This is a genomic window from Actinomadura gamaensis, from assembly GCF_042652125.1.
Classification (GTDB): domain Bacteria; phylum Actinomycetota; class Actinomycetes; order Streptosporangiales; family Streptosporangiaceae; genus Spirillospora; species Spirillospora gamaensis.
Genome location: NZ_JBHSIT010000014.1, coordinates 223,582 through 242,449 on the forward strand (window position 1 = coordinate 223,582; position 18,868 = coordinate 242,449).

The 18,868-nt window shown below is 72.1% G+C and carries 17 protein-coding genes and 1 pseudogene; 7 read left to right on the forward strand and 11 right to left on the reverse strand.

The genetic code is table 11. The features are described 5' to 3' along the window. Positions 1–115: 115 nt before the first annotated feature. The 5 genes from ACFPCY_RS37465 to ACFPCY_RS37485 form a co-directional block, all read right to left on the reverse strand. Positions 116–1,516 (reverse strand): hypothetical protein, encoded by a 1,401-nt coding sequence (locus ACFPCY_RS37465; RefSeq protein WP_378263551.1) that lies wholly within the window; start codon positions 1,514–1,516, stop codon positions 116–118. 345 nt (positions 1,517–1,861) lie between these two features. Beyond that, positions 1,862–3,277 carry a DEAD/DEAH box helicase gene (locus ACFPCY_RS37470; RefSeq protein ID WP_378263618.1) on the reverse strand — a complete coding sequence of 472 codons (1,416 nt, stop codon included), beginning with the start codon at positions 3,275–3,277 and terminating at the stop codon, positions 1,862–1,864. Positions 3,278–3,613: 336 nt separating this feature from the next. Beyond that, positions 3,614–3,817, reverse strand: coding sequence for a cold-shock protein (locus ACFPCY_RS37475; protein WP_378263553.1), 204 nt, complete (start codon positions 3,815–3,817; stop codon positions 3,614–3,616). A gap of 260 nt (positions 3,818–4,077) precedes the next feature. Continuing rightward, positions 4,078–4,677 carry a chorismate mutase gene (locus tag ACFPCY_RS37480; protein ID WP_378263555.1) on the reverse strand — a complete coding sequence of 200 codons (600 nt, stop codon included), beginning with the start codon at positions 4,675–4,677 and terminating at the stop codon, positions 4,078–4,080. Positions 4,678–4,781: 104 nt separating this feature from the next. Further along, positions 4,782–5,354: a hypothetical protein gene (locus ACFPCY_RS37485; RefSeq protein WP_378263557.1), complete on the reverse strand. Its 573-nt coding sequence runs from the start codon at positions 5,352–5,354 to the stop codon at positions 4,782–4,784. Between the two features lie 114 nt (positions 5,355–5,468). Between ACFPCY_RS37485 and ACFPCY_RS37490 the strand changes: the two genes are divergently transcribed. Further along, complete coding sequence (locus tag ACFPCY_RS37490; protein ID WP_378263559.1) at positions 5,469–6,071, forward strand: TetR/AcrR family transcriptional regulator; 603 nt, start codon at positions 5,469–5,471, stop codon at positions 6,069–6,071. Positions 6,072–6,110: 39 nt separating this feature from the next. Here the strand turns inward: ACFPCY_RS37490 and ACFPCY_RS37495 are convergent, their stop codons facing one another. Further along, positions 6,111–8,519, reverse strand: coding sequence for an ABC transporter permease (locus ACFPCY_RS37495; protein ID WP_378263561.1), 2,409 nt, complete (start codon positions 8,517–8,519; stop codon positions 6,111–6,113). Positions 8,520–8,631: 112 nt separating this feature from the next. Beyond that, positions 8,632–9,378, reverse strand: a complete 747-nt coding sequence (locus ACFPCY_RS37500) for an ABC transporter ATP-binding protein (RefSeq protein WP_378263563.1) — start codon at positions 9,376–9,378, stop codon at positions 8,632–8,634. A gap of 141 nt (positions 9,379–9,519) precedes the next feature. Between ACFPCY_RS37500 and ACFPCY_RS37505 the strand changes: the two genes are divergently transcribed. From ACFPCY_RS37505 to ACFPCY_RS37520, 4 genes and pseudogenes are all read left to right on the forward strand, one after another. Beyond that, positions 9,520–10,674 carry a sensor histidine kinase gene (locus ACFPCY_RS37505; RefSeq protein ID WP_378263565.1) on the forward strand — a complete coding sequence of 385 codons (1,155 nt, stop codon included), beginning with the start codon at positions 9,520–9,522 and terminating at the stop codon, positions 10,672–10,674. A gap of 260 nt (positions 10,675–10,934) precedes the next feature. Continuing rightward, positions 10,935–11,639, forward strand: coding sequence for a response regulator (locus tag ACFPCY_RS37510; RefSeq protein ID WP_378263567.1), 705 nt, complete (start codon positions 10,935–10,937; stop codon positions 11,637–11,639). A 148-nt stretch (positions 11,640–11,787) separates the two neighbouring features. Further along, positions 11,788–12,183, forward strand: a complete 396-nt coding sequence (locus tag ACFPCY_RS37515) for a hypothetical protein (protein WP_378263569.1) — start codon at positions 11,788–11,790, stop codon at positions 12,181–12,183. A 69-nt stretch (positions 12,184–12,252) separates the two neighbouring features. Continuing rightward, positions 12,253–12,486, forward strand: a pseudogene (locus ACFPCY_RS37520) (hypothetical protein); the annotation flags it as partial. 64 nt (positions 12,487–12,550) lie between these two features. On the opposite strand, the gene ACFPCY_RS37525 reads toward ACFPCY_RS37520, so the two are convergent. Together ACFPCY_RS37525 and ACFPCY_RS37530 are read right to left on the reverse strand one after the other, a co-directional pair. Next, a complete protein-coding gene (locus ACFPCY_RS37525; protein WP_378263571.1) occupies positions 12,551–12,883 on the reverse strand; it encodes a hypothetical protein in 333 nt (110 codons plus the stop codon). A 399-nt stretch (positions 12,884–13,282) separates the two neighbouring features. Next, entirely contained in the window at positions 13,283–13,627 is a 345-nt protein-coding gene (locus ACFPCY_RS37530; protein ID WP_378263573.1) for a phytanoyl-CoA dioxygenase family protein, read from the reverse strand. Between the two features lie 163 nt (positions 13,628–13,790). On the opposite strand from ACFPCY_RS37530, the gene ACFPCY_RS37535 reads away from it, so the two are divergent. Both ACFPCY_RS37535 and ACFPCY_RS37540 read left to right on the forward strand, forming a co-directional pair. Next, entirely contained in the window at positions 13,791–14,567 is a 777-nt protein-coding gene (locus tag ACFPCY_RS37535; protein ID WP_378263575.1) for an SDR family oxidoreductase, read from the forward strand. Next, on the forward strand, positions 14,564–15,385 hold the full coding sequence (locus ACFPCY_RS37540; protein WP_378263577.1) for a helix-turn-helix transcriptional regulator: 822 nt from the start codon (positions 14,564–14,566) through the stop codon (positions 15,383–15,385). Before ACFPCY_RS37535 ends, ACFPCY_RS37540 begins: the two co-directional genes overlap by 4 nt. Before the next feature lie 195 nt (positions 15,386–15,580). Here ACFPCY_RS37540 and ACFPCY_RS37545 read toward each other — a convergent pair whose 3' ends face one another. Further along, positions 15,581–17,908, reverse strand: coding sequence for an ABC transporter permease (locus tag ACFPCY_RS37545; protein WP_378263579.1), 2,328 nt, complete (start codon positions 17,906–17,908; stop codon positions 15,581–15,583). Beyond that, the gene (locus ACFPCY_RS37550; protein WP_378263581.1) at positions 17,902–18,684 is read right to left on the reverse strand and encodes an ABC transporter ATP-binding protein; all 783 of its coding nucleotides are present in this window, start codon (positions 18,682–18,684) and stop codon (positions 17,902–17,904) included. Before ACFPCY_RS37550 ends, ACFPCY_RS37545 begins: the two co-directional genes overlap by 7 nt. Positions 18,685–18,868 lie beyond the last annotated feature (184 nt).

Genomic DNA, 18,868 nt, shown 5'->3' on the forward strand with positions numbered 1-18,868 from the left:
GAGACCGGCAGCGGACGGTGGGCGGAAGGCTGACGCGGCCGGTCCTGCGTCCCCCGGAGGCGCGGTCCGGGGGACGGAGGCCGAGGGCCCGGCGGCGCGGGCGCCGGGCCGGGGGTCAGCGCCCGATGTTGTAGCCGAACTGAGCGTGCTTGCCCGAGACGCCGAACGTCTTGGGCGTGTACCAGACGGCTCCCGACACCGGCGTGAACCCGGACGGGCGGCCCCGCACCAGCGTGATCGTGCCCTCGCCGGAGTTGTCGTAGGGGGCGCCGACGACGAGGTCGGCGTACCCGTCCCTGTTGTGGTCGAGCAGGCTGACCTGCATGCCGAGCTGGTCGTTCTTGGCGGCGGTGCCGGGCATGCCGGCGGTCGCCTGCGACACCCACTGGGACTTGGCGCCGGTCAGGCCGCGGCCGGAGCCGAACAGCAGGTAGGCGCCGCCCGCCGAGGCGGCCGTGCCGACCTTGGCGCCGGGGGCGCCGATGGTCAGGTCGGCCTTGCCGTCCTTGTCGACGTCACCGGCCGACACGTCGGCGCCGAACCGGAGGCCCTTGGTGACGGCGCCCGGCACGCTGGCGGTGTCGGCGTTGATCGTGTACTTGGCGGCGGGGGTGACGCCCGCGGCCGAGCCCTTGAAGACGGTGACCTGGCCGCCGGTGTGGCCGTAGTCGACCGACTGCCCGATCGCGATGTCGGCGTGGTGGTCGCCGTCGAAGTCGCCCACCGCGACCCGCCCGTACTCGGCGTGCGTGGAGGACACCGGCTCGATCGTGCGGTCGTTCACCGGCTGCCACACGCTGATCAGGCCGTCGTCGGCCGTCTCCGACAACATGACCAGCGACTCGCCCTTGCCGGTCACGTTGCCGAAGCCGAACCTCGCGGTGAACAGGGACAGGGCGGCGGCGCGGGCGGTGCCGGGCTTCTCGCCCGGGCGCGGCGCGGTGTGCAGCGTCAGGCCCCCGGTGGGACGCACGGACCCCGGGCGGGCGCCGCTCGGGTCGAAGGGGGTCCAGCCCCATCCGTGGACACCGGACCAGGCGAGGTCGGCGTAGCCGCGGCGGTTGATGTCACCGGCGCCGAGCGACACCCCGGCGCGCATGCCGGCCGGGACGGTGCGGTCGGGAACCGCGGTGACGGCCTTGGTGCCCAGCCCGGACCGGCCGCCCCAGAAGACGGTGATCGCGCCGACGTTCTTCTTGCCGCCGGAGTCCTCGTCGGGGGCGCCGACCGCGAGGTCGGCGTAGCCGTCGCGGTCGAAGTCGGCCGAGGCGACCGAGTAGCCGAAGTGGTCGTCGGTCTCGGCGGTGTCGGTGACGCCCTTGGTGTCCTGCGACAGCACCTGGCGCTTGCCGGTGTTCAGCCCGCTCTTGCTCCCGTAGGTGACGGTGACGAAGCCCGCGGCCTTCTTCGCGCCGACGTTCCCGTAGGGGCTGCCGACCGCGAGGTCGGCGTAGCCGTCGCCGTTGAAGTCGAAGGGCTTGGCGAGTCCTGCCGCGGACGCGGTGGGGGCGAGCACTGCCAGGCCGCAAGCGGCGGTGCACGCTGCAACGGACAGCGGGAAAACTCGGATACGCAAAGGAATGACCCTCCTGGCCCTGCACGTCCGGATAACGCGCGGTACAGGAGGGACGGTCGTTATGGCCCTGCGGTTTACCCGGTTCCCGGCAAAAGATCACCTTGAGCTGATTCCAAGGCGCCGCGATCCGCACGCGCGGCGCAGGTCAGGGCGCGTTCGGCGAGCAGATTTACGACCTCGGTGACACAGCGGCGCGCGGTCGTGGCGTCACGAGCTCACGACGTCGTGAGCTGGTGACGCCACGAAACGTTCTGCGGTGAAGTCCTGCGGGCGTCGGCCGGTTGCCTACCTGCCGGCGCGCTCGGACGTCGCAAATCGCTGGGAGCGGCGGTTTCGTGCGGGACGGCGGTTACGCCCGGCTCCGCTGCCACGCCGTCCTTCGGAAGCCGGAGCGGAGATGGTGACGGGGACGCCGGAGGGCGGTCGGGCGCCGGTGATGCGGTTGAGCTCGGGGTCACCGGGCCGCACCTGCGTGGAGTGCGGCGTGATGCCGGCCGTCACCATCATCCGGTCCATCTCACGGCGCTGCCTGGGCAGCACCAGGGTGACCACGGTGCCGGACTCGCCCGCGCGTGCGGTGCGGCCGCCGCGGTGCAGGTAGTCCTTGTGGTCGTTGGGCGGGTCGACGTTGACCACCAGGTCCAGTCCGTCGATGTGGATGCCGCGCGCGGCCACGTTCGTGGCGACCAGGACGGAGACGTCCCCGTTGCGGAACTGCTCCAGAGTACGGTTGCGCTGCGGCTGCGACTTGCCGCCGTGCAGCGCCGCGGCGCGTACGCCGCTGCTCAGGAGGTTGCGGGTCAGCCGGTCGGCGGCATGCTTCATGTCGACGAACATGATGACGCGGCCGTCGCGGGCGGCGATGTGCGTGGTGGCGTCCTGCTTGTCCGCCTCGGTGACGTGCAGCAGGTGGTGCTCCATGGTGGTCACCGCTCCCGCCGACGGGTCGACCGAGTGGACGACCGGGTCGTTGAGGAAGCGCCGGACCAGGCGGTCGACGTTGCGATCCAGCGTCGCGGAGAACAGCATCCGCTGACCGCCCGGGGCGACCTGGTCGAGCAACACGGTGACCTGCGGCAGGAAGCCCATGTCGGCCATCTGGTCCGCCTCGTCCAGGACGGTGGTGCGCACGTGCTCCAGGCTGCAGGCGCCGCGGTTGATCAGGTCGGTGAGCCGTCCCGGGGTGGCGACCAGGATCTCGGCGCCGCGGTGGAGGGCGGCGGCCTGCCGGGAGATCGACACGCCGCCGACGACGGTGGCCGACCGGAGCCTGAGCGACTGGGCGTAGGGCAGGAGGGCGTCGGTGACCTGCACGGCGAGTTCGCGGGTCGGGACGAGCACCAGGGCCAGCGGCTTGCGCGGCTCGGCGCGCTGACCGGCGCTACGGGCGAGCATCGCCAGGCCGAAGGCGAGGGTCTTTCCGGAGCCGGTGCGTCCACGGCCGAGGACGTCGCGGCCGTTCAGCGCGTCCGGAAGCGTCGAGGCCTGGATGGCGAACGGCTCCACCATCCCCTGACGAGTCAGCGTGGACAGCAGGGCCGCCGGCATGTCCAGCTCGGCGAACGACGCGGCCGGGGGCAGCGGCGGCGTGGAGCTGACGGGGAGCGCGAAGTCGTTCTGCCGCCGGGCGGCCGGCTGGCGCGAGGTCCTGGTGTGCGAGTGGGAGGAGCGACGTTGGGACGGACGGGTGCCGTAGGGCATGTGCGAGCCTTCCTGAAGTGGCACGTTTCGAGGAAGACTCCGCAGCCCGTGGCCGGAGCGATCGCAAGAACGAACCAGAGTGAACCGCGAGGCGGCGCCGAAGCAGAAAAAGGGCGCCGCGTGATACCGCGGAAGGTGGCTGAAGGACGGGCTCTGGGCTGAGCGATGCGCAGCCGGGAACCCGCAGCCGAGTACTTGGGGGAGCCGTAGGGCAGAACGCCGAAGAATGGCTACGCCCCAGAAAGATCAGAGGCGGGCGTCGACAGGAAGGTCGCTTCCTGCCGGCGGGCGGGGTGCCGGGCCGACGTGCGGGCCCGGCACCGCCCTGTTCGGTGCTCAGGCGGGAACGATGTTCTCCGCCTGCGGGCCCTTCTGGCCCTGCGTGATGTCGAACTGGACCTTCTGGCCCTCCTGGAGCTCACGGAAGCCCTGGGCGGCGATGTTCGAGTAGTGGGCGAAGACGTCGGGGCCGCCGCCGTCCTGCTCGATGAAGCCGAAGCCCTTTTCCGAGTTGAACCACTTCACGGTACCGGTGGCCATATTCGTTCCTTCCGAAAGGCAATTACGGAGCCCACACTTTGCGAGCCACGTGTCGCCGTAATGACCCCATCCGGACGGACTACCGGGAAAACAAAAAATGCGCCTGAGGTAAGTACCAGCAGGCGCACATAAGCTCATGGGAACCACAACTGCAACTACCGTCACGCTACCACCGATGGATGGATCAGTCAACAAGCCCGCCACGGTCCGGCCGACGCGCTCCGCCGGCGGGCGCGACAGGGTGCCTTCGGCTTTCTGCCCTAGTCCACGTGGACGGCGCACACTGAGTGCACTGCCCGCGTGAGTGCCTGGCGGTGAAGGGCGTCCAGCCGTTCCAGCACCGCGCCGGAACCGGCGGCCACGGCGAGTTGCACGGCGCATGCCGTCGGCTCGTCGCGCACGCGGACCGTGGCCTTCAGCTCGCGGAGCAGGTCCGCGGTCAACCGGTCGAGCCGCGCGCGGATCTGCCCGAGGTCAGGACGGGTCGTCGGGGCTTGTTCAGGGTGTGCGGCCCAGCGTGCGACCAATCCCTTTTGGACGATTTTGCTCGCGGTGATCTGGTCCTGGAAGAAGGCCGTCGCCGACGCCGGATCGAGCCCGAGGTCGCCGGCCTGCCTGCGCACCTGATCCAGAACCTGCCGCTCGCGTGCGGGGTCGTCGATCGGTGAGCCGGTACCGAACTTGGACGCGGCCACCTCGTCGCTCACGCGGAGCCGCTGGATGATGAGGTCGGTCAATCGGCCGAGCGTTCTGTCCGCCTCGATGGCGTGATGCATCGGTGCAGTTGCGGCGTCGGCCGGGGGAAGGGGCACCTGCGTCGCGGCGAGCACCAGCGCGGTGACCGCGAGGCCGCGTGCCACGGTCCTGCTCGAAATCAACTGTCAGCCTTCCTCTCGAAGTCTCGATGGTGACGCGCCATCTTCAAGCTGTCACGGCCGGTCGTCCGTCAGCGGCTTCAGGTTGTTCAGGGATTGACGCTCTGTCGGCGTCCGTTCGCGGCTCGGCCGAGACGGATCGCCGAGATCAGGAAGAAGATGCCGCCGGGGATGGCGTAGCCGGCCGCCTTGGTCAGCGACGGGTCGTCCGCGGAGGCGCCGGCGATGAACGAGCCACCGGCGAGCACGGAGACGGCGCCGCTGATGATCATGGGCCACTGGCCGCCCATCGCGCGGCGGGTGACGCCCACGATCAGCTGGACGAGCCCGGCCACGATCGCCCAGGCGCCCCACACGCGCAGGACCGCCGGGATGCCGGACGCGCAGGCGACGGCCACGCCGGCGGCGGTGAGCAGGCTGACCGCGGCGTTCACGTACAGCGGCACGGGCGATCCGGTGGTGCGCGACGTCCGGACGTCGACGATGGCGGCGGCGACATCGAAGAGCGGATACAGCACGAGCAGGGTGACCGCGAGGGGACCCAGGTCGGAGGCTGTCGTGAACATCGCGAGGGCCCAGACGATGGCGAATCCGAAGCGGACGAAGTACAGCCGCCGCAAGCTGAAAGCGGTTCCGGCGATGGCGTTCGAAGCGATGGTCACTGGGGTCCCTTTCGACCGGCGAAGAGAGAACGAACGTTCTGTCTCATGAGAGCATCGCGACTTCGCCGCCTAGTGTCAAGACCGAACGTTCTACCTCTCGCTAGGATGTCCCCCATGAGGCAAGAACCCGCAGGCCGATCCTCCGAAGCGCGCACCCGTTTGCTCGGCACGGCGACCAGGATCTTCTACTCGGAGGGGATCCACTCGGTCGGGATCGACCGGATGGTCGCCGAAGCGCAGGTCACGCGGGCGACCCTCTACCGGCACTTCTCCGGCAAGGAGGACCTCGTCCTCGCCTATCTGGCCGAAGTCGACCAGGCCACGCGCGCCCAGGTGGACGACGCCGTCACCCGCGGACTGTCGCCGACCGACGCCGTCCGGGCCCTCAGCGAGTCCATCGCGCAGGGCATCCGGTCCCCCGGCTTCCGGGGATGCGCGTTCCTGAACGCCGCCGCCGAATACCCCGACCCCGACCATCCGGTGCACAAGGCCGTCCTCGCCCACCGGCAATGGTTCCTGGACACCGTGACCGAGCTGCTGGCACAGGTCGGGGAGCCGCCCGCCGAACCCGCCGCCCGGCACTTCGTGATGCTGCGCGACGGCGCCATGGCCGCCGGCTGCCTCTTCGACCCGGAGCTGATCTGCGAGACCTTCCTGCGCGGTGTCGACGACCTGCTGCAGGCGCATGCCGCGTCCGGCACGGCCGGGCCGGCCTGAGGCAGAACGAAAGCCCGGCCGAGCCGGCGTGCAGCGTCCTTACTCGGTCCGCAGGGCGGTGGCGGTCCGGGTTCGTGCCGCCCAGGTGGCCGGCGGCAGCGCCCCGAGCAGGGCGATCACGATCCCGCCGGCCAGCATGGGGACGAACAGCCCGGCGGTGTAGGTGTGGGACACGCTCGGCGGCAGGTGGCGGCCGATCGCGTTCCCCATCGGGGTCAGCGTCGCCTTCTCCACCGCGACCCCGATCGGGACCCCGATCAGCCCCGCGATCAGGCCGGTCAGCGTCACCGAGGTCAGCACCATCGCGTTGGTCTGCCCGGGTGTCATCCCGAGGGCCTTGAAGATCCCCAGGTCGCGAACCCGCTCCCGGGTGTCCTGCACGACCATGCCCAGCACCCCGAGCGCGGCGACCGCGATCAGCATCAGCGTGAGCGTGGCCACCAGGGCGCCCATGGTCATCACGATGATGTACTTGCCCCCGTCCGAGTTCGGCTGGACCGAGGCGTTCAGCGGGGTCAGCGCGGCGGCGGCCGAGGTGGACCAGTCCGATCCGCCGGCGTTCGAGGCCAGCTCGACGTTGAACTGCTCGATGTGCGGAGGCAGTCCGGCGGCGGTGAAGGTGGCCGCGTCCGTCATGGCCGTGTAGTCGCCCATGTTGGTGTCGAAGTTGATGCCGACGACCTTCAGCGGCAGTCGCCTGTTCTGCTGCACCACGGTGACGTCGTCACCGACGTGGATCCCCACCGCCGTGGCCAGCCTGTCGCCGATCACGGCCTCGCCGGGCGCCGAGAACCAGCGTCCGGACAGCAGCTCCAGGTGCGTCCAGGAGAAGTCGCCGGTGACCGTGTACACCTTCGTCGGTTCGCCACCGGGCGGGCCGCCGACCATGGTCGCGCCGCTGTCGCCCCAGCCGAACGCGGCCTTCGTGCCGGCGGTCTTGGCGAGCGCGGCGGCCACCTTGGCGGCGTCCAGGTGCGGATGGCGCGGGTCGTTCGGGCTGTAGCGACCCCACGGCACGCCCACGTCGGCGGTGGGTATCACGATCTTCGACCCTTCGCTGAAGCCCGAGGTGCTGGCGTCCAGGTACTTGTTGAACGCGGTCTCCAGGCCCACCGCGAACGTGGCGCTCACCACGCCGAACAGCACCGCCACACCGACCAGGACGGCCCGGGACGGCCGGCCGAACGGCTGGGCCAGCCCCAGCGACACGGCCCGGGGCAGCGGCAGCCGCGAGGCCAGACGCTGCGCCGTCCGGCCGCGCCCGGCCTCGGGGGCGCGGCCGGCCACCAGTGCCCGCACCGCCGGCATCCGGCCGGCCCGCAGTGCCGGGACCAGAGCCGTGACGCCGACGATCAGCAGGGTGCCCAGCGGCACCACGGCGCTGACCCACCACGGAATCGTGGCACTGGCCGCGCCGAACTGCTCGGTGGCCCCGCCCAGGACCGGCACCGCCAGGACGTTGCCGAAGACCGTGCCGAGCACCACGCCGACCGTCGCCGGGATCATGGCCTGCGCGGTGTAGGCGCGGGCCACCTGCGAAGGGGTGAAGCCCAGCGACTTGAGGATCCCGATGCGCCGGATTCCCGAGGCCACGGCCCCGCTGACCACGATCGAGATGATCAGCACCGACAGGAGCAGCCCGAGGATCCCGAAGGCGACCAGGAACGGCACGTAGGCCTTGGCGTTGCCGGTCGCCTGCTGCTCGGCGGTCAGGTACGACTGCCCGCTCTCGACCGCGCCGGCCGGCGCGGCGGCGGCCACCGCCTGCTCGCCGGTGGCGATGTCGGCGGCGGTCCCGGCCTTGGCGAACCGGTAGAGCATCTGCTCGTCGGACGTGGCGCCGGCGGCGGTGAGCCGCGCGAAACCGCCGGCGGTGGCGAAGGCGGTCGCGCTGCTGGTCACCGAGCCGCCGAAGCCGACGACCTTGAACGACGGCTTGCCCGGCAGGGAGGAGAACACCACCGAGTCACCGAAGCAGGCGGTGGCATAGTGCTGCTCCGGCAGGACGATCTCCCCCGGGCCGGACGGCCAGCGGCCCCGGGTCAGCACGAGTTGGTCCATCCCGGAGGCGCTGCCCAGGTCGGGACGGGTGGTGACGGTGATCGGACCGTTGCCGTGACCGGCGAGATCCTTGTCGGGGCAGTCCGTGCCGACGGTCGTGTCCAGGGCGGCGGCGATCGGGTACGGTCCGGACGCCTCGGTGACGCCGGCGGCGTGGGCGGTGGCGGCGGCCTGCGCGGCCGTGGCCTTCGAGCCGTCGAACTGGACCGCCAGGTGCGCGCCGTGCCGGGCTTTGAAGGCGTGTTCGAACGGGGCCTGCACGACGGCCAGCAGGCCGAGGGAGAGCACTGAGGATGTCACCGCGGCGAACGTCGTCAGGGCCATGACGAGGGACTGGACCCGACGCCGGCCCACGCCGGAGCGGACGACCTTTCCCAACGCGCTCACCGGCTCACCACCGGCAGCAGGCGCGCCGTGGCTTGGACTGTCGACAGCAGGCGGGTCATCTCATGGAATCCGACCGTGAAGAGGCGCCGGGGCATCGGCGGCTTGCGCTGTGTCATCCGGCCGCTCCCGCCGGACGGGTCAGCGGCGTGCGGACGGCCGGGACGGCACGGCTGCCGTCGTTGAGGACGTCCCGCTCGACCGCGCCGTCCACCAGCTCGATCGTGCGGCGCGCGGTGCTCGCGGCCAGCCGCACGTCGTGGGTCACCAGCAGGATGGTCTGGCCCTCGCCGTTCAGGTCGAGCAGCAGTCGGCGGACGTCCTCGGCCGAGCTGGAGTCCAGCGCGCCGGTGGGCTCGTCGGCCAGCAGCAGCGCCGGTTTGTTCATCAGGGCCCTGGCCACCGCCACCCGCTGCCGTTGCCCGCCGGACAGCCGCTGCGGGTAGGCGTTGGCATGCCGGTCGATGCCGAGCGAGCCGAGCAGTTCGGTGGCCCGCCGCTTGGCTGCGCCCTTGCTCATCCCGGCCAGCTGCGCCGGAACCATGACGTTGTCCAGCACGGTCAGGTCGTCGAGCAGGTTGAAGAACTGGAAGATCATGCCGATCGACGTCCGGCGGTACTTCGCCGAACCGGCCTCGCCGAGCCGGTCGACGCGGGTGCCGTCGACGGTGACGCTGCCGCTGGAGGGCCGGTCCAGGCCGGCGATCAGATTCAGCAGCGTGGACTTCCCGCTGCCGGAATGGCCGAGGATCGCCACGCACTCACCGGCCGCCACGGACAGGGTCACACCGGCCAGCGCGGGCGGGCCGTCGTCGTATCTCTTCGTCGCGTCGCGAAGATCGATCAGCGGTGCAATCGTCATGTCCCCGAACCTAGGAACGGGACGCCGTCCGCCGCGTCGGCCGGTGGATGTCACCGTTCCCCAGGTCATCGGCCCGGCGGTGTACCGGCGTACATCCCCGGGCCGACGCGCGGAGCCGGCGCCGCTACATACGATCCCCGTATGGAAGAGCTCCTCCAGCGACTCTCGACATCGAAGCGCGTGACCTGGCTGATGTCGCAGTCCGCGGTGCTGGCCACCACCTGCTTCTACGCGCTGATGCTCGCCTGGACGATGCCGGCCTCGCGGACCGGGCTCTTCTTCGTGCTCGCCCTTCCGGTGCTGCTCGTGCGCCGCCTGCCGGCGGCGGTCTTCGCGGCGGTCCTGGGCGAGGCGGTCCTCGGCGACATCTTCGGCGAGCGGCCCTCGGTCGTGTTCGTCCTGCTCGTCGCCCTGGGCGGGTACCTCGCCGTCCGGCGGCCGAAGGCTGCCGCCGTCGGCTCCGCCGCGGCCGTCGCGGCCGCGTTCGTCAACGTCACCCACATCCCCGGGGAGACCGTCAGCGACGCGGCCCAGTTCGCCGGGGGGCTCGCGCTGTGTTTCGCGGTCGCGTGGGTCGCCGGGGGCGTGTATCGCAAACGCCGTGAATACCTCGATGCCCTGGACGAGCAGAGGGCGGCCCGGGCCGTCCTGACCGAGCGGCTGCGGATCGCCCGCGAGCTGCACGACAGCGTCGCGCACAGCATCGGGATCATCACGGTGCTGTCGGGGGCGGCGGCACGGGTCGTCCAGACCAAGCCCGAGCAGGCGCGGCAGGCGCTGACCGGTATCGAGACCACCAGCCGGGAGACGCTGCTCGAACTGCAGCGCATGCTCGGGGCGCTGCGCCGCGCCGAGCCGGACGACGCCATGCCGCAGGCCGCTCCGCTGGCGCCGGCCGGCGGCCTGGCCGACGTCCCGCAGCTCGCCGAACGCACGGCCGACGCCGGGGTGCGGGTGCAGGTGACCTGGCGGGGCGAGCGGCGTCCGCTGCCGCCGGAGATCGAGCTGTCGGCGTTCCGGATCATCCAGGAGTCGGTGACGAACGTGGTGCGGCACTCCGCGGCGCGGACGTGCCGGGTCGCGGTCGGCTACGAGCCGAGAGCGGTGACGATCGAGGTGGAGGACGACGGGGACGACGGTCCCGACGGGCCGGGCCGTCCGAGGCCCACCGCGGCCGGCGGAAGCGGCTTCGGCCTGCTCGGCATGCGCGAGCGGGTGACGCTGCTGTCCGGCCAGTTCAGCGCCGGCCGGCGTCCGGAGGGCGGATTCCGGGTGACGGCGAGGCTCCCGGCATGAGCGTCCCGGAGAGGCTCGGCGCCACTTCGGCGCCCCGGAGGCACGCGGGGGACACTGCATGAGCGGGCCGGAGGGGCGCGGCGCCGTCTGGACTGAGGAGCCCGCGACGAGGGAAGACGGCGCCACTTCGGCGCCCCGGAGGCGCGCGGGGGACACTGCATGAGCGTGCCGGAGGGGCGCGGCGCCGTCTGGACTGAGGAGCCCGCGACGAGGGAAGACGGCGCCGCCTCGGCGCCCCGGAGGCACGCGGGGGACACTGCATGAGCGTGCGGGTGCTGCTGGTCGACGACCAGCCGCTGCTGCTGGTCGGGCTCGGGATCCTGATCGGCGACACCGACGACCTGGAGGTGGTCGGCGAGGCCCACGACGGCCGCGAGGCGGTGCGCCTGGTGCGGGAGCTGCGTCCGGACGTCGTGGTGATGGACATCCGGATGCCCGGCATGGACGGGATCGAGGCGACCCGGCAGGCGACCGCCGAGCCGGACCCGCCCAAGGTGCTGGTGCTGACGACCTTCGACGACGACGAGTACGTCTACGGCGCGCTGCGCGCCGGGGCCAGCGGATTCCTGCTCAAGAGCATGGCCCTGGACGCGATCCTGGACGCGATCCGCGTGGTGGCGGCCGGCGACGCGCTGATCGCACCGAGCGTGACCCGGCGGCTGATCGCGGACTTCGCCGGAACGTCCGCCCCCGCGGCGCGCCCGGCCCCTGAACCGGCCGCCGGACCGGACGCCGAGCCCGCCGCGGACCCACATCTCCTCGCAGAGATCACCGACCGGGAGCGCGAGGTGCTGGCACTGGTCGGGCAGGGACTGTCGAACGCGGAGATAGCCGAGCGGCTGGTGATCAGCGCAGCGACGGCGAAGACGCACGTCGCGCGGCTGTTCGCCAAGCTTCAGGCCCGGGACCGCGTCCACCTGGCGATCATCGCCTTCGAGGCCGGACTCGCACCCCGTAGGCGGTAGGGCAGACCGAAGCGACCCGACGAGATCGGCTGACGCACGTCGAAGGCCCGGGAGTCGCCGCGTTCCGGTGCCGACTCGACCACTACGACTCCGCAACGTGGTCGGGCAGATACAATAAGTGTCCCCTTGTCCAGTGTGTGGAGTGCGGGTGGACACAAGTGAAATCAACTCGGCCCACGAGCTCGGGGCACATCTCCGAGGACTGCGCGGAGACCTCACCCAGCAGGCCGTGGCCAGACGCTCGCACAACGACCGGGGCTCACTGACCCGCCAGCGGGTCTCCAACATCGAGAACGGCGCCCTCCCGACGGCCCAGCAGCTCCGTTGCTATCTGCACGGATGCGGCAAGCTCGACCTCTTGGACGAACTGGAGCCCGTGCGGCGTCGGGTCGAGGCGGCCGCCACCTCCGTGGACGGGACCGTCCGGCCGGTGCCGCCCGCGGGGGCGTACCGGGTGCGGCGGCGCTTCGCAGTGCTGGTGGTGGCCGCAGCCGGGACGTCCGCGCTGGTGACCGGTGCGGCGGTGGCCCTGTTCATGGGCTGATTCGTCGGCGGCGGGGCGCCCGAGGACGCGGCCGTCGCCGGCGCCCCGGACCGCCTCCAGGGGAATGTCTGCTTCTGGCCCGAGCCGAACTACCTCGGCCGGAAGATCACGCTGCCACCGGACTACTTCAGCGACAGCAGGTGCCAGGCCCTGCCGTTCGTGGCCCGGTCGGTGCAGAACAACAGCAGGGAACGGCAGCGGCTCTTCGCCGGGACGGGCTGCACCGGTCAAGTGACGATCCTGCAGCACCTCGGCCGGGAGCCGCTCCCGTCCGTCGCGGTGCTGAGCTTCCGGCACAGCTGAGGGGCGATGCCCCGCCCGCGCTCGCAACGCGGAGGCACCGCCCCGGCCACAGCCGTCCGCGAGGTCAGGAGATCTTGATCGTCTCGTAGTGCTGCCACGAGAAGTGCGGGTAGTAGTCCCGGCTCGCGCCCGGGGCGATCGCGTAGGCGCGGCTGTACGGAGCGGTGCTCCAGATGACCTGGACGGTGATGGTGCGACCGCAGCTGACGTTCGTCACCTGCACGCCGTTGTCGGTGATGTGCCGGACCTTGGCGCACCCGTTGGGCTCGGCCGCCTGGACGGCCCGGCCCCCCGCGTCGGCGGGCGCGGCGCCCGACGCATGGGCGGCACCGCCGACCAGGAGCGTGCCGCCCACCAGGGCGCCGACGATGGCCGATCCGCGCAACATGTTCCGCATGACGTTCTCCTTCTGCTGAATCCGATGGCTTGCGGATCCGATCCGGCACCGTCGCGATGGTCGTCCGCAGGTTCGACGTGCCGGCGACCCGCGAGACCACGACAACAGAGCCGGGCCGGCGCGCACCAGCAGTAACGGTGTCATCACGTGCCCGGACATGTCCCGGTCACGTCGCGACACCGTGACCTGCGACGACACCCCGCGCACCCAGCAGGCCAACGCGTTCACGGGTCTCCCGACGCCGATGCGCCGGGGGGCGACCACCCGGTTCCTTGGGCCGGGAACAGCGGCGCGACCAACGTCCACTCGCAACCGGACAGATCAGTCGGGTACGAGGGACGGCGGCGTCGGGCGGTGTTACGCGTGCTTCGAGCGGAATTCGATGTGCGGGTCGGTGACCTAGTCGCGCCATCTTTCCCTGTGGCCATCGGCCAGCAGACGGTAGTAGACCGTCTCGCGGCGTTCGTCTCCGACGTGATCGCCGATGTTGTGGCCGAGCAGGTAGTGCGCGAGCAGAACGCTTCCGGCGGTGCCGGTGACCTGCACCAGATCACCTAGTTCGACGGGCGGGTAAGGGCCGGGTGCCATTTCGTCCAAGCACAATGCGTCCGGGCCGCGCTCGGCCAGGAACCGCCCGGAGCGCAGGTGAGTTCCCGGCCAGACCCACAGGTTCCCGCGATGAGGGAGGGAGTGATCGGTCAGCCAGACTCCAGCGAGCAGCACCCGGAAGTACGCGAGTTCCACCTCGACCGCGAACGCGTCGTGCGGGACGATGGCCGGACGGCATTGGACCGGCTGGACGCGCCGTGATCGCCTCGTGCGCCTTTCGGGCGTGCTTGATGCGGCCCTCTTCGGGGGTCCTCGCAGGGCCTCCTGAGCGCTCGGGCGTCCGGCCTACCGTCGAGCCATGGACATCACTTCCCGCACCGTTTTCATCGCCGGCGCGACCTCGGGCATCGGTCTTGAGCTGGCCCGCCGGTTCCGGGCCGCCGGCAGCACCGTGATCGTCGGCGGACGGCGCACCGACGTCCTCGCGCGTCTCGCCGGTGAAGGACTCGCCACCGTCGAGATCGACGTCGCCGACGCCGGGTCGGTGGCCCGGGCGCGGGACGAGGTGCTGCGCGCCCACCCCGGCGTCGATACCGTGGTCACCATGGCCGGCACCGGGGCACCCGAGGACCTCCGGGATCCCGGTCACTTCAGCACGGCCGAAACGATCATCGCGGTCAACGTCCTGGGCACCATCCGGGTCATCGACGCCTTCACGCCGCACCTCCTCGCTCGCGGCGGCGGCGCGGTCGTCACGGTCAGCTCGGGGATCGGGTTCCTTCCCTTCCCGCTCATGCCCACCTACGGAGCGTCCAAGGCCGCCGTGCACGCCTATACTGAGGCCCTGCGAGCGCAGCTGGCCGGCACCGGGGTGGAGGTCGCCGAACTCGTCCCGCCCGCCGTCGCGACCACGATCGGCGGCAGCAACCCGCACGCTCTCCCCCTGGACGCCTACGGCGCCGAGGTCATGGACCTGCTGGCGCAGAACCCGACGCCGCGCGAAATCCTCGTCCAACGGGTCCTCATGCACCGGTGGGCCGAACGCGACGGCACCTACGACGAGCTCGTGGCCCAGCGCTCGCAGGCGCTTTCCATGCTGCCCGGCCGCGCTACCCCGGCCGGTTCCCTCACATGACCGCCAACGAAGCCGGGAACCGGCTCGGCGCCTACCTGCGTGCCCGCCGCGACCTGGTCACACCCGAGCAGGCGGGCATCCCGGCGGGCGGAAACCGCCGGGTGCCGGGCCTGCGTCGCGAAGAGCTCGCGCTGCTGGCCGGCATCAGCGCCGACTACTACCTGCGCCTGGAGCGCGGCCGCGACAGCCACCCCTCGCCCCAGGTGCTCGACGCGCTCGCTCGCGTGCTGCGCCTGGACGAGGCCGAGCGCGACTACCTGCACAGCCTGGTCACGCCGCCACCGCGCAGCCGGCGGCGCCGGGCGCCCGAGCGCGTGCCGGCCCGGCTGCACCACCTGCTCGCGACCGTGGGGGTGCCGGCGTTCGTGGAGGGCCGGGCCTTCGACGTCCTCGCGGCCAACGAGCTGGCGACCGCGTTCTCGCCCCGTTTGCGTCCCGGCGAGAACCGCCTGCGCTCGCTCCTGCTTGACCCCGAAGAGCAGGCGTTCCATGAAGACTGGCCCGCGGCCGCGGCGGGGTTCATCGCCGCACTGAGGGAGTCGATCGGCGTCGACGTCGACCACCCGAGGTTCGTGGAACTCGTCGGCGAGCTGTCCCTGACCAGCGGCCGGTTCCGCCGGCTGTGGGCCCGGCACGACGTCCGGGCCCTCGAGGGCGGCACCACCACGGTGCACCATCCCGTCCTCGGCCGGCTGCACCTGCACCGCGACAAGCTGCCCGTGGACGGAGTCCTTCTCGTGCTCTACTACGCCGACGCGGGCAGCGAGAGCGCCGAGAAGCTCTCCCTTCTGGCGTCCCTGGTGGAACAGAACGGCTGATCGTCCTAGCACCTCGATCGCCTCCGCCGCACGGCCTGACATGGTTCCAGCGGCCCGTGCCGTGTTGGCTGTGGCCCGAGGCGGGGCGACCGCTCCAGCGCGACCGCCTGCCGGGCTCAGCTGTGGCCCGAGGCGGGGCGACCGCTCCAGCGCGGCGGCCTGCCGGGCTCAGTCGTCCGCGAACCGGAGGCGCCGTCAGAGGGAGCGTTCACGGACGATGCGGGCGATGTCGATGCGCCGCAGGGTCCGCAGGACCGGGGCTTGTGCGATCAGAGCGGCCAAGAGGATGCCGAGGGTGACGTAGACCGGCGTGGAGGGACGCATGTCCAGGGCCCAGTGGTAGCCCTGGGTCTGGTAGGTCGTCATGAGCCAGCGGGCCAGCAGGGTGCCGGTGAGCAGGCCGAAGGGGACGCCGAGGACGACGAGGGCGAGGTTCTCGGCGGCGACCAGGCGGGCGAGCATGCCGGGGGTCATACCGGCGGCGCGCAGGGTGCCGAGTTCGACGGCGCGTTCGGCGACGTTGGCCGACATGGCGTTGAACAGCAGCGCGGCGGCCATCAGGGCGGCGAAGGCGAGCATGATGCCGACCAGGGTGTTGTACAGCTCGAACGCCTTGCGCATGCTGTCGGCCAGCCGGCCGGTGTCGAGGTAGGCCTCGACACCGGGGAGCGCCGAGACGCGGCGCTGGGCGGCCTCGGGGTCGGCTCCGGGGCGCAGGCGCAGCAGGACGCCGGTGGCGCTGGAGGCACCGAGGTGGCCGAGGGACGTGTAGGCGACGGCGCTCATCGGTTCGTCCACGAATCCGGCCACCGGTTCGGTGAGCCGCCGTCCGGACTGCGCGAGGGTGAGCGTGACCGGCTGGCCGACACGCAGGTGCAGGGTGTCGCGCAGCCCTCGGGCCAGCAGGACGCCGTGGTCGGGCAGGCGGACGTCGCCGGAGGTGCCCCGGAAGCGGTGCATCGCGGTGTCGGCCGGGAGCGCGAACAGGAGGGTGTCGGAGCGCCGCGTCCCGGCCGTGAGGACGACGTCCTGCCGGGCGTACGGTTCGGCGGCGGCGACCGCCGGGTCGGACCGGACCGCCGAGAGCACGGTGGACGCCGCACCGGGCGCGGCGTCCACCTGGGCGTTCTCGCGCTGGACGGTCCCGTACTGCCGGTCGATGACGCCCGCGACGGTGTCGCGGAGTCCGGCGAAGACCAGCACGAGGCTGAGGGACGCGGTGACCCCGGCGACGGTCAGCCAGGCACGCTTGCGGTTGCGGGAGACGCCGCGCACGACCATGCGCCAACGCACCCGAAGCAGCGGCGGCAGGGCGCGTTCCACGAGGGAGCGTCGGCCGCGCGCGCTCGGTGGCGCGATGCGCATCGCCTCGGCCGGGGCGATCCGCACGGCGGCGCGGGCGGGTGCCCAGGCGGCCAGCGCGGCGGTGGCGAGCGCCGCGAGCGCGCCGGCGAGCAGGACGTCGATGTGCAGCGCGGTGACGTGCAGGGGCAGGCCGAGCGCGGCGGTGTACCGGGTGGTGAACCAGTCGCCGAGCAGGTAGCCCCCGGCGAGGCCGGGCAGGATGCCCGCGGCCCCGGCGACCAGCCCGTAGGCCAGGTAGTGCCGGCGCAGCGCGCCCGGTGCGAGTCCGTTGGCGGCCAGCGTGCCGATGACCGCCCGCTGCGCGGCCACCAGGCGGGACAGCAGGACGTACGTCCCGACGACCGCGGCGGCCAGGAACAGCCAGGGCAGCAGCGTCGCGAACTCGCCGATCGACTTCACGTCCTCGTCCAGCGCGTGGAAGGACGGCTGGTCGCGCCGGTCGACGACGGTCAGACCGCGCGCGGTGGCGAGGGCGCGGACGGAGGCGGTCAGCGCGGCGGTCCGCCCACGGTCCCGGGCGTACAGCGCGAGTTGCTCGGTAGCGTGCGGGCCGAGGGACGCGACGGTGGCCTCGGGCGCGAACAGCACCCCGAAGTGCTCGGGCGTCGTCATGACCTCCTGGCTGGAACGGGCCGGCCAGAAGTACTCGGTGGACAGGCCGGTGCCCGCCACGGCCAGGCTCCGCCATCCGGCCGGTCCGAGCACCTGGATGCGCTGGCCGGGACGCACGTGGAAGTGGTCGGCCAGGTGCTGCTCGACGAGCACCTCGTCCCGTCCGGGCAGGCGGCCCGACCTCAGCACGAGCCGCGAGACGTCCGGCTGGGCCGCCTCGGGGACGCCGACCGTCCGTCCGAGCAGGGTGTGCCCGGCCACCCGGAGGCCGGTCTCGGCCTGATGCCGGACGGTGACGGCGGGACGCCCCGGCAGCGCGGACGCCGCGGTGGCGAGCGCGGCGGCTCCGGGGCCGGAGACCACCGCGTCGGGAAGGCGCTGGTCCGCGTACGCCCGGTCGAACGAACCGCCCAGGTCGCGGTAGGCGTCGGACGCCGCGACGAACACGCAGACGCCGAGCGCGATCACGACCGCGACCGCCGCGAACTGCCACCGCCGACGCCACACGTCGCGCCGGAGCTTGGCCGCCAGGACCCGGCTCACCATCGCAGGTCCTCCGCCTTCAGCGGGGCCGCGACCCGCTCCTCACGGGAGATCGTCCCCGAGCGGAGCCACACCACGCGGTCGGCCATCCGCGCGATCGCCGAGTTGTGCGTCACCAGCAGGACCGTGTGATGCCCCTCCATGGCCAGCGCGCGCAGCACGCCCAGCACCTGGCGGCCGGTGTCCAGGTCCAGGCTGCCCGTCGGCTCGTCGCACAGCAGCAGCGGCGGCTCCTTGACGATCGCCCGCGCGATCGCCACCCGCTGCTGCTGCCCGCCCGACATCTGCCCGGGGAACCGGTCCGCGGCCTGGACGATGCCCACGCTCGCCAGCGCCGCGCGGCTGTGCTCCCCGGCGTCCGGCCCGGTCAGCTCGGCGAGGATCGCCACGTTCTCCAGCGCCGTCAACGTCGGCACCAGGTTGAAGAACTGGAACACGAACCCGACCCGCGCGCGCCGGTAGGCGGTCCGCGCCTTCTCGTCCAGGCCCGCGATATCGGTGCCCGCCACCTCGATCCGCCCCGCCGACGGCTTCTCGATCCCGCCCACCAGGTTCAGCAGCGTCGTCTTCCCCGACCCGGACGGACCGAGCAGCACCACGAACTCCCCCGGCCACACCTCCAGAGAGACGTCGCGAAGCGCGTGGACCGTCGCGGGGCCCGTGCCGTAGTCCTTGCTCAACCCCGCCAGCCGCACGGCCGGACACCCCGACGCCGCGGCCTCCTCGGCGACCGCGGCCAGGTCTGACCGCGACCGGTTCGTCCGCGCCCTCGTCCACATCGCAGGCTCCTGTCGTCCGGAGGTCTCCTGCTCAGTGCAGAGGACCCGGCGCGACGCCCCCAGAGGCGAACGTCCCGACCGGAGGACGCCACCAGGACCAGCTCACGCGCAGCCACTCTCGATGCGCTTCAAGCAGCGATCATCGGTGTCCCCCGGACCGGTGAACGCCACCACCTGATGACCG

What these genes read in the sequence shown, in the direction of transcription:
- ACFPCY_RS37540 (WP_378263577.1), top strand. Translation starts at nt 14,564, where the DNA reads ATGACCGCCAACGAAGCCGGGAACCGGCTCGGCGCCTACCTGCGTGCC.
- ACFPCY_RS37550 (WP_378263581.1), bottom strand. Translation starts at nt 18,684, where the DNA reads ATGTGGACGAGGGCGCGGACGAACCGGTCGCGGTCAGACCTGGCCGCG.
- ACFPCY_RS37535 (WP_378263575.1), top strand. Translation starts at nt 13,791, where the DNA reads ATGGACATCACTTCCCGCACCGTTTTCATCGCCGGCGCGACCTCGGGC.
- ACFPCY_RS37470 (WP_378263618.1), bottom strand. Translation starts at nt 3,277, where the DNA reads ATGCCCTACGGCACCCGTCCGTCCCAACGTCGCTCCTCCCACTCGCAC.
- ACFPCY_RS37510 (WP_378263567.1), top strand. Translation starts at nt 10,935, where the DNA reads ATGAGCGTGCGGGTGCTGCTGGTCGACGACCAGCCGCTGCTGCTGGTC.
- ACFPCY_RS37525 (WP_378263571.1), bottom strand. Translation starts at nt 12,883, where the DNA reads ATGCGGAACATGTTGCGCGGATCGGCCATCGTCGGCGCCCTGGTGGGC.
- ACFPCY_RS37505 (WP_378263565.1), top strand. Translation starts at nt 9,520, where the DNA reads ATGGAAGAGCTCCTCCAGCGACTCTCGACATCGAAGCGCGTGACCTGG.
- ACFPCY_RS37545 (WP_378263579.1), bottom strand. Translation starts at nt 17,908, where the DNA reads ATGGTGAGCCGGGTCCTGGCGGCCAAGCTCCGGCGCGACGTGTGGCGT.
- ACFPCY_RS37475 (WP_378263553.1), bottom strand. Translation starts at nt 3,817, where the DNA reads ATGGCCACCGGTACCGTGAAGTGGTTCAACTCGGAAAAGGGCTTCGGC.
- ACFPCY_RS37490 (WP_378263559.1), top strand. Translation starts at nt 5,469, where the DNA reads ATGAGGCAAGAACCCGCAGGCCGATCCTCCGAAGCGCGCACCCGTTTG.
- ACFPCY_RS37500 (WP_378263563.1), bottom strand. Translation starts at nt 9,378, where the DNA reads ATGACGATTGCACCGCTGATCGATCTTCGCGACGCGACGAAGAGATAC.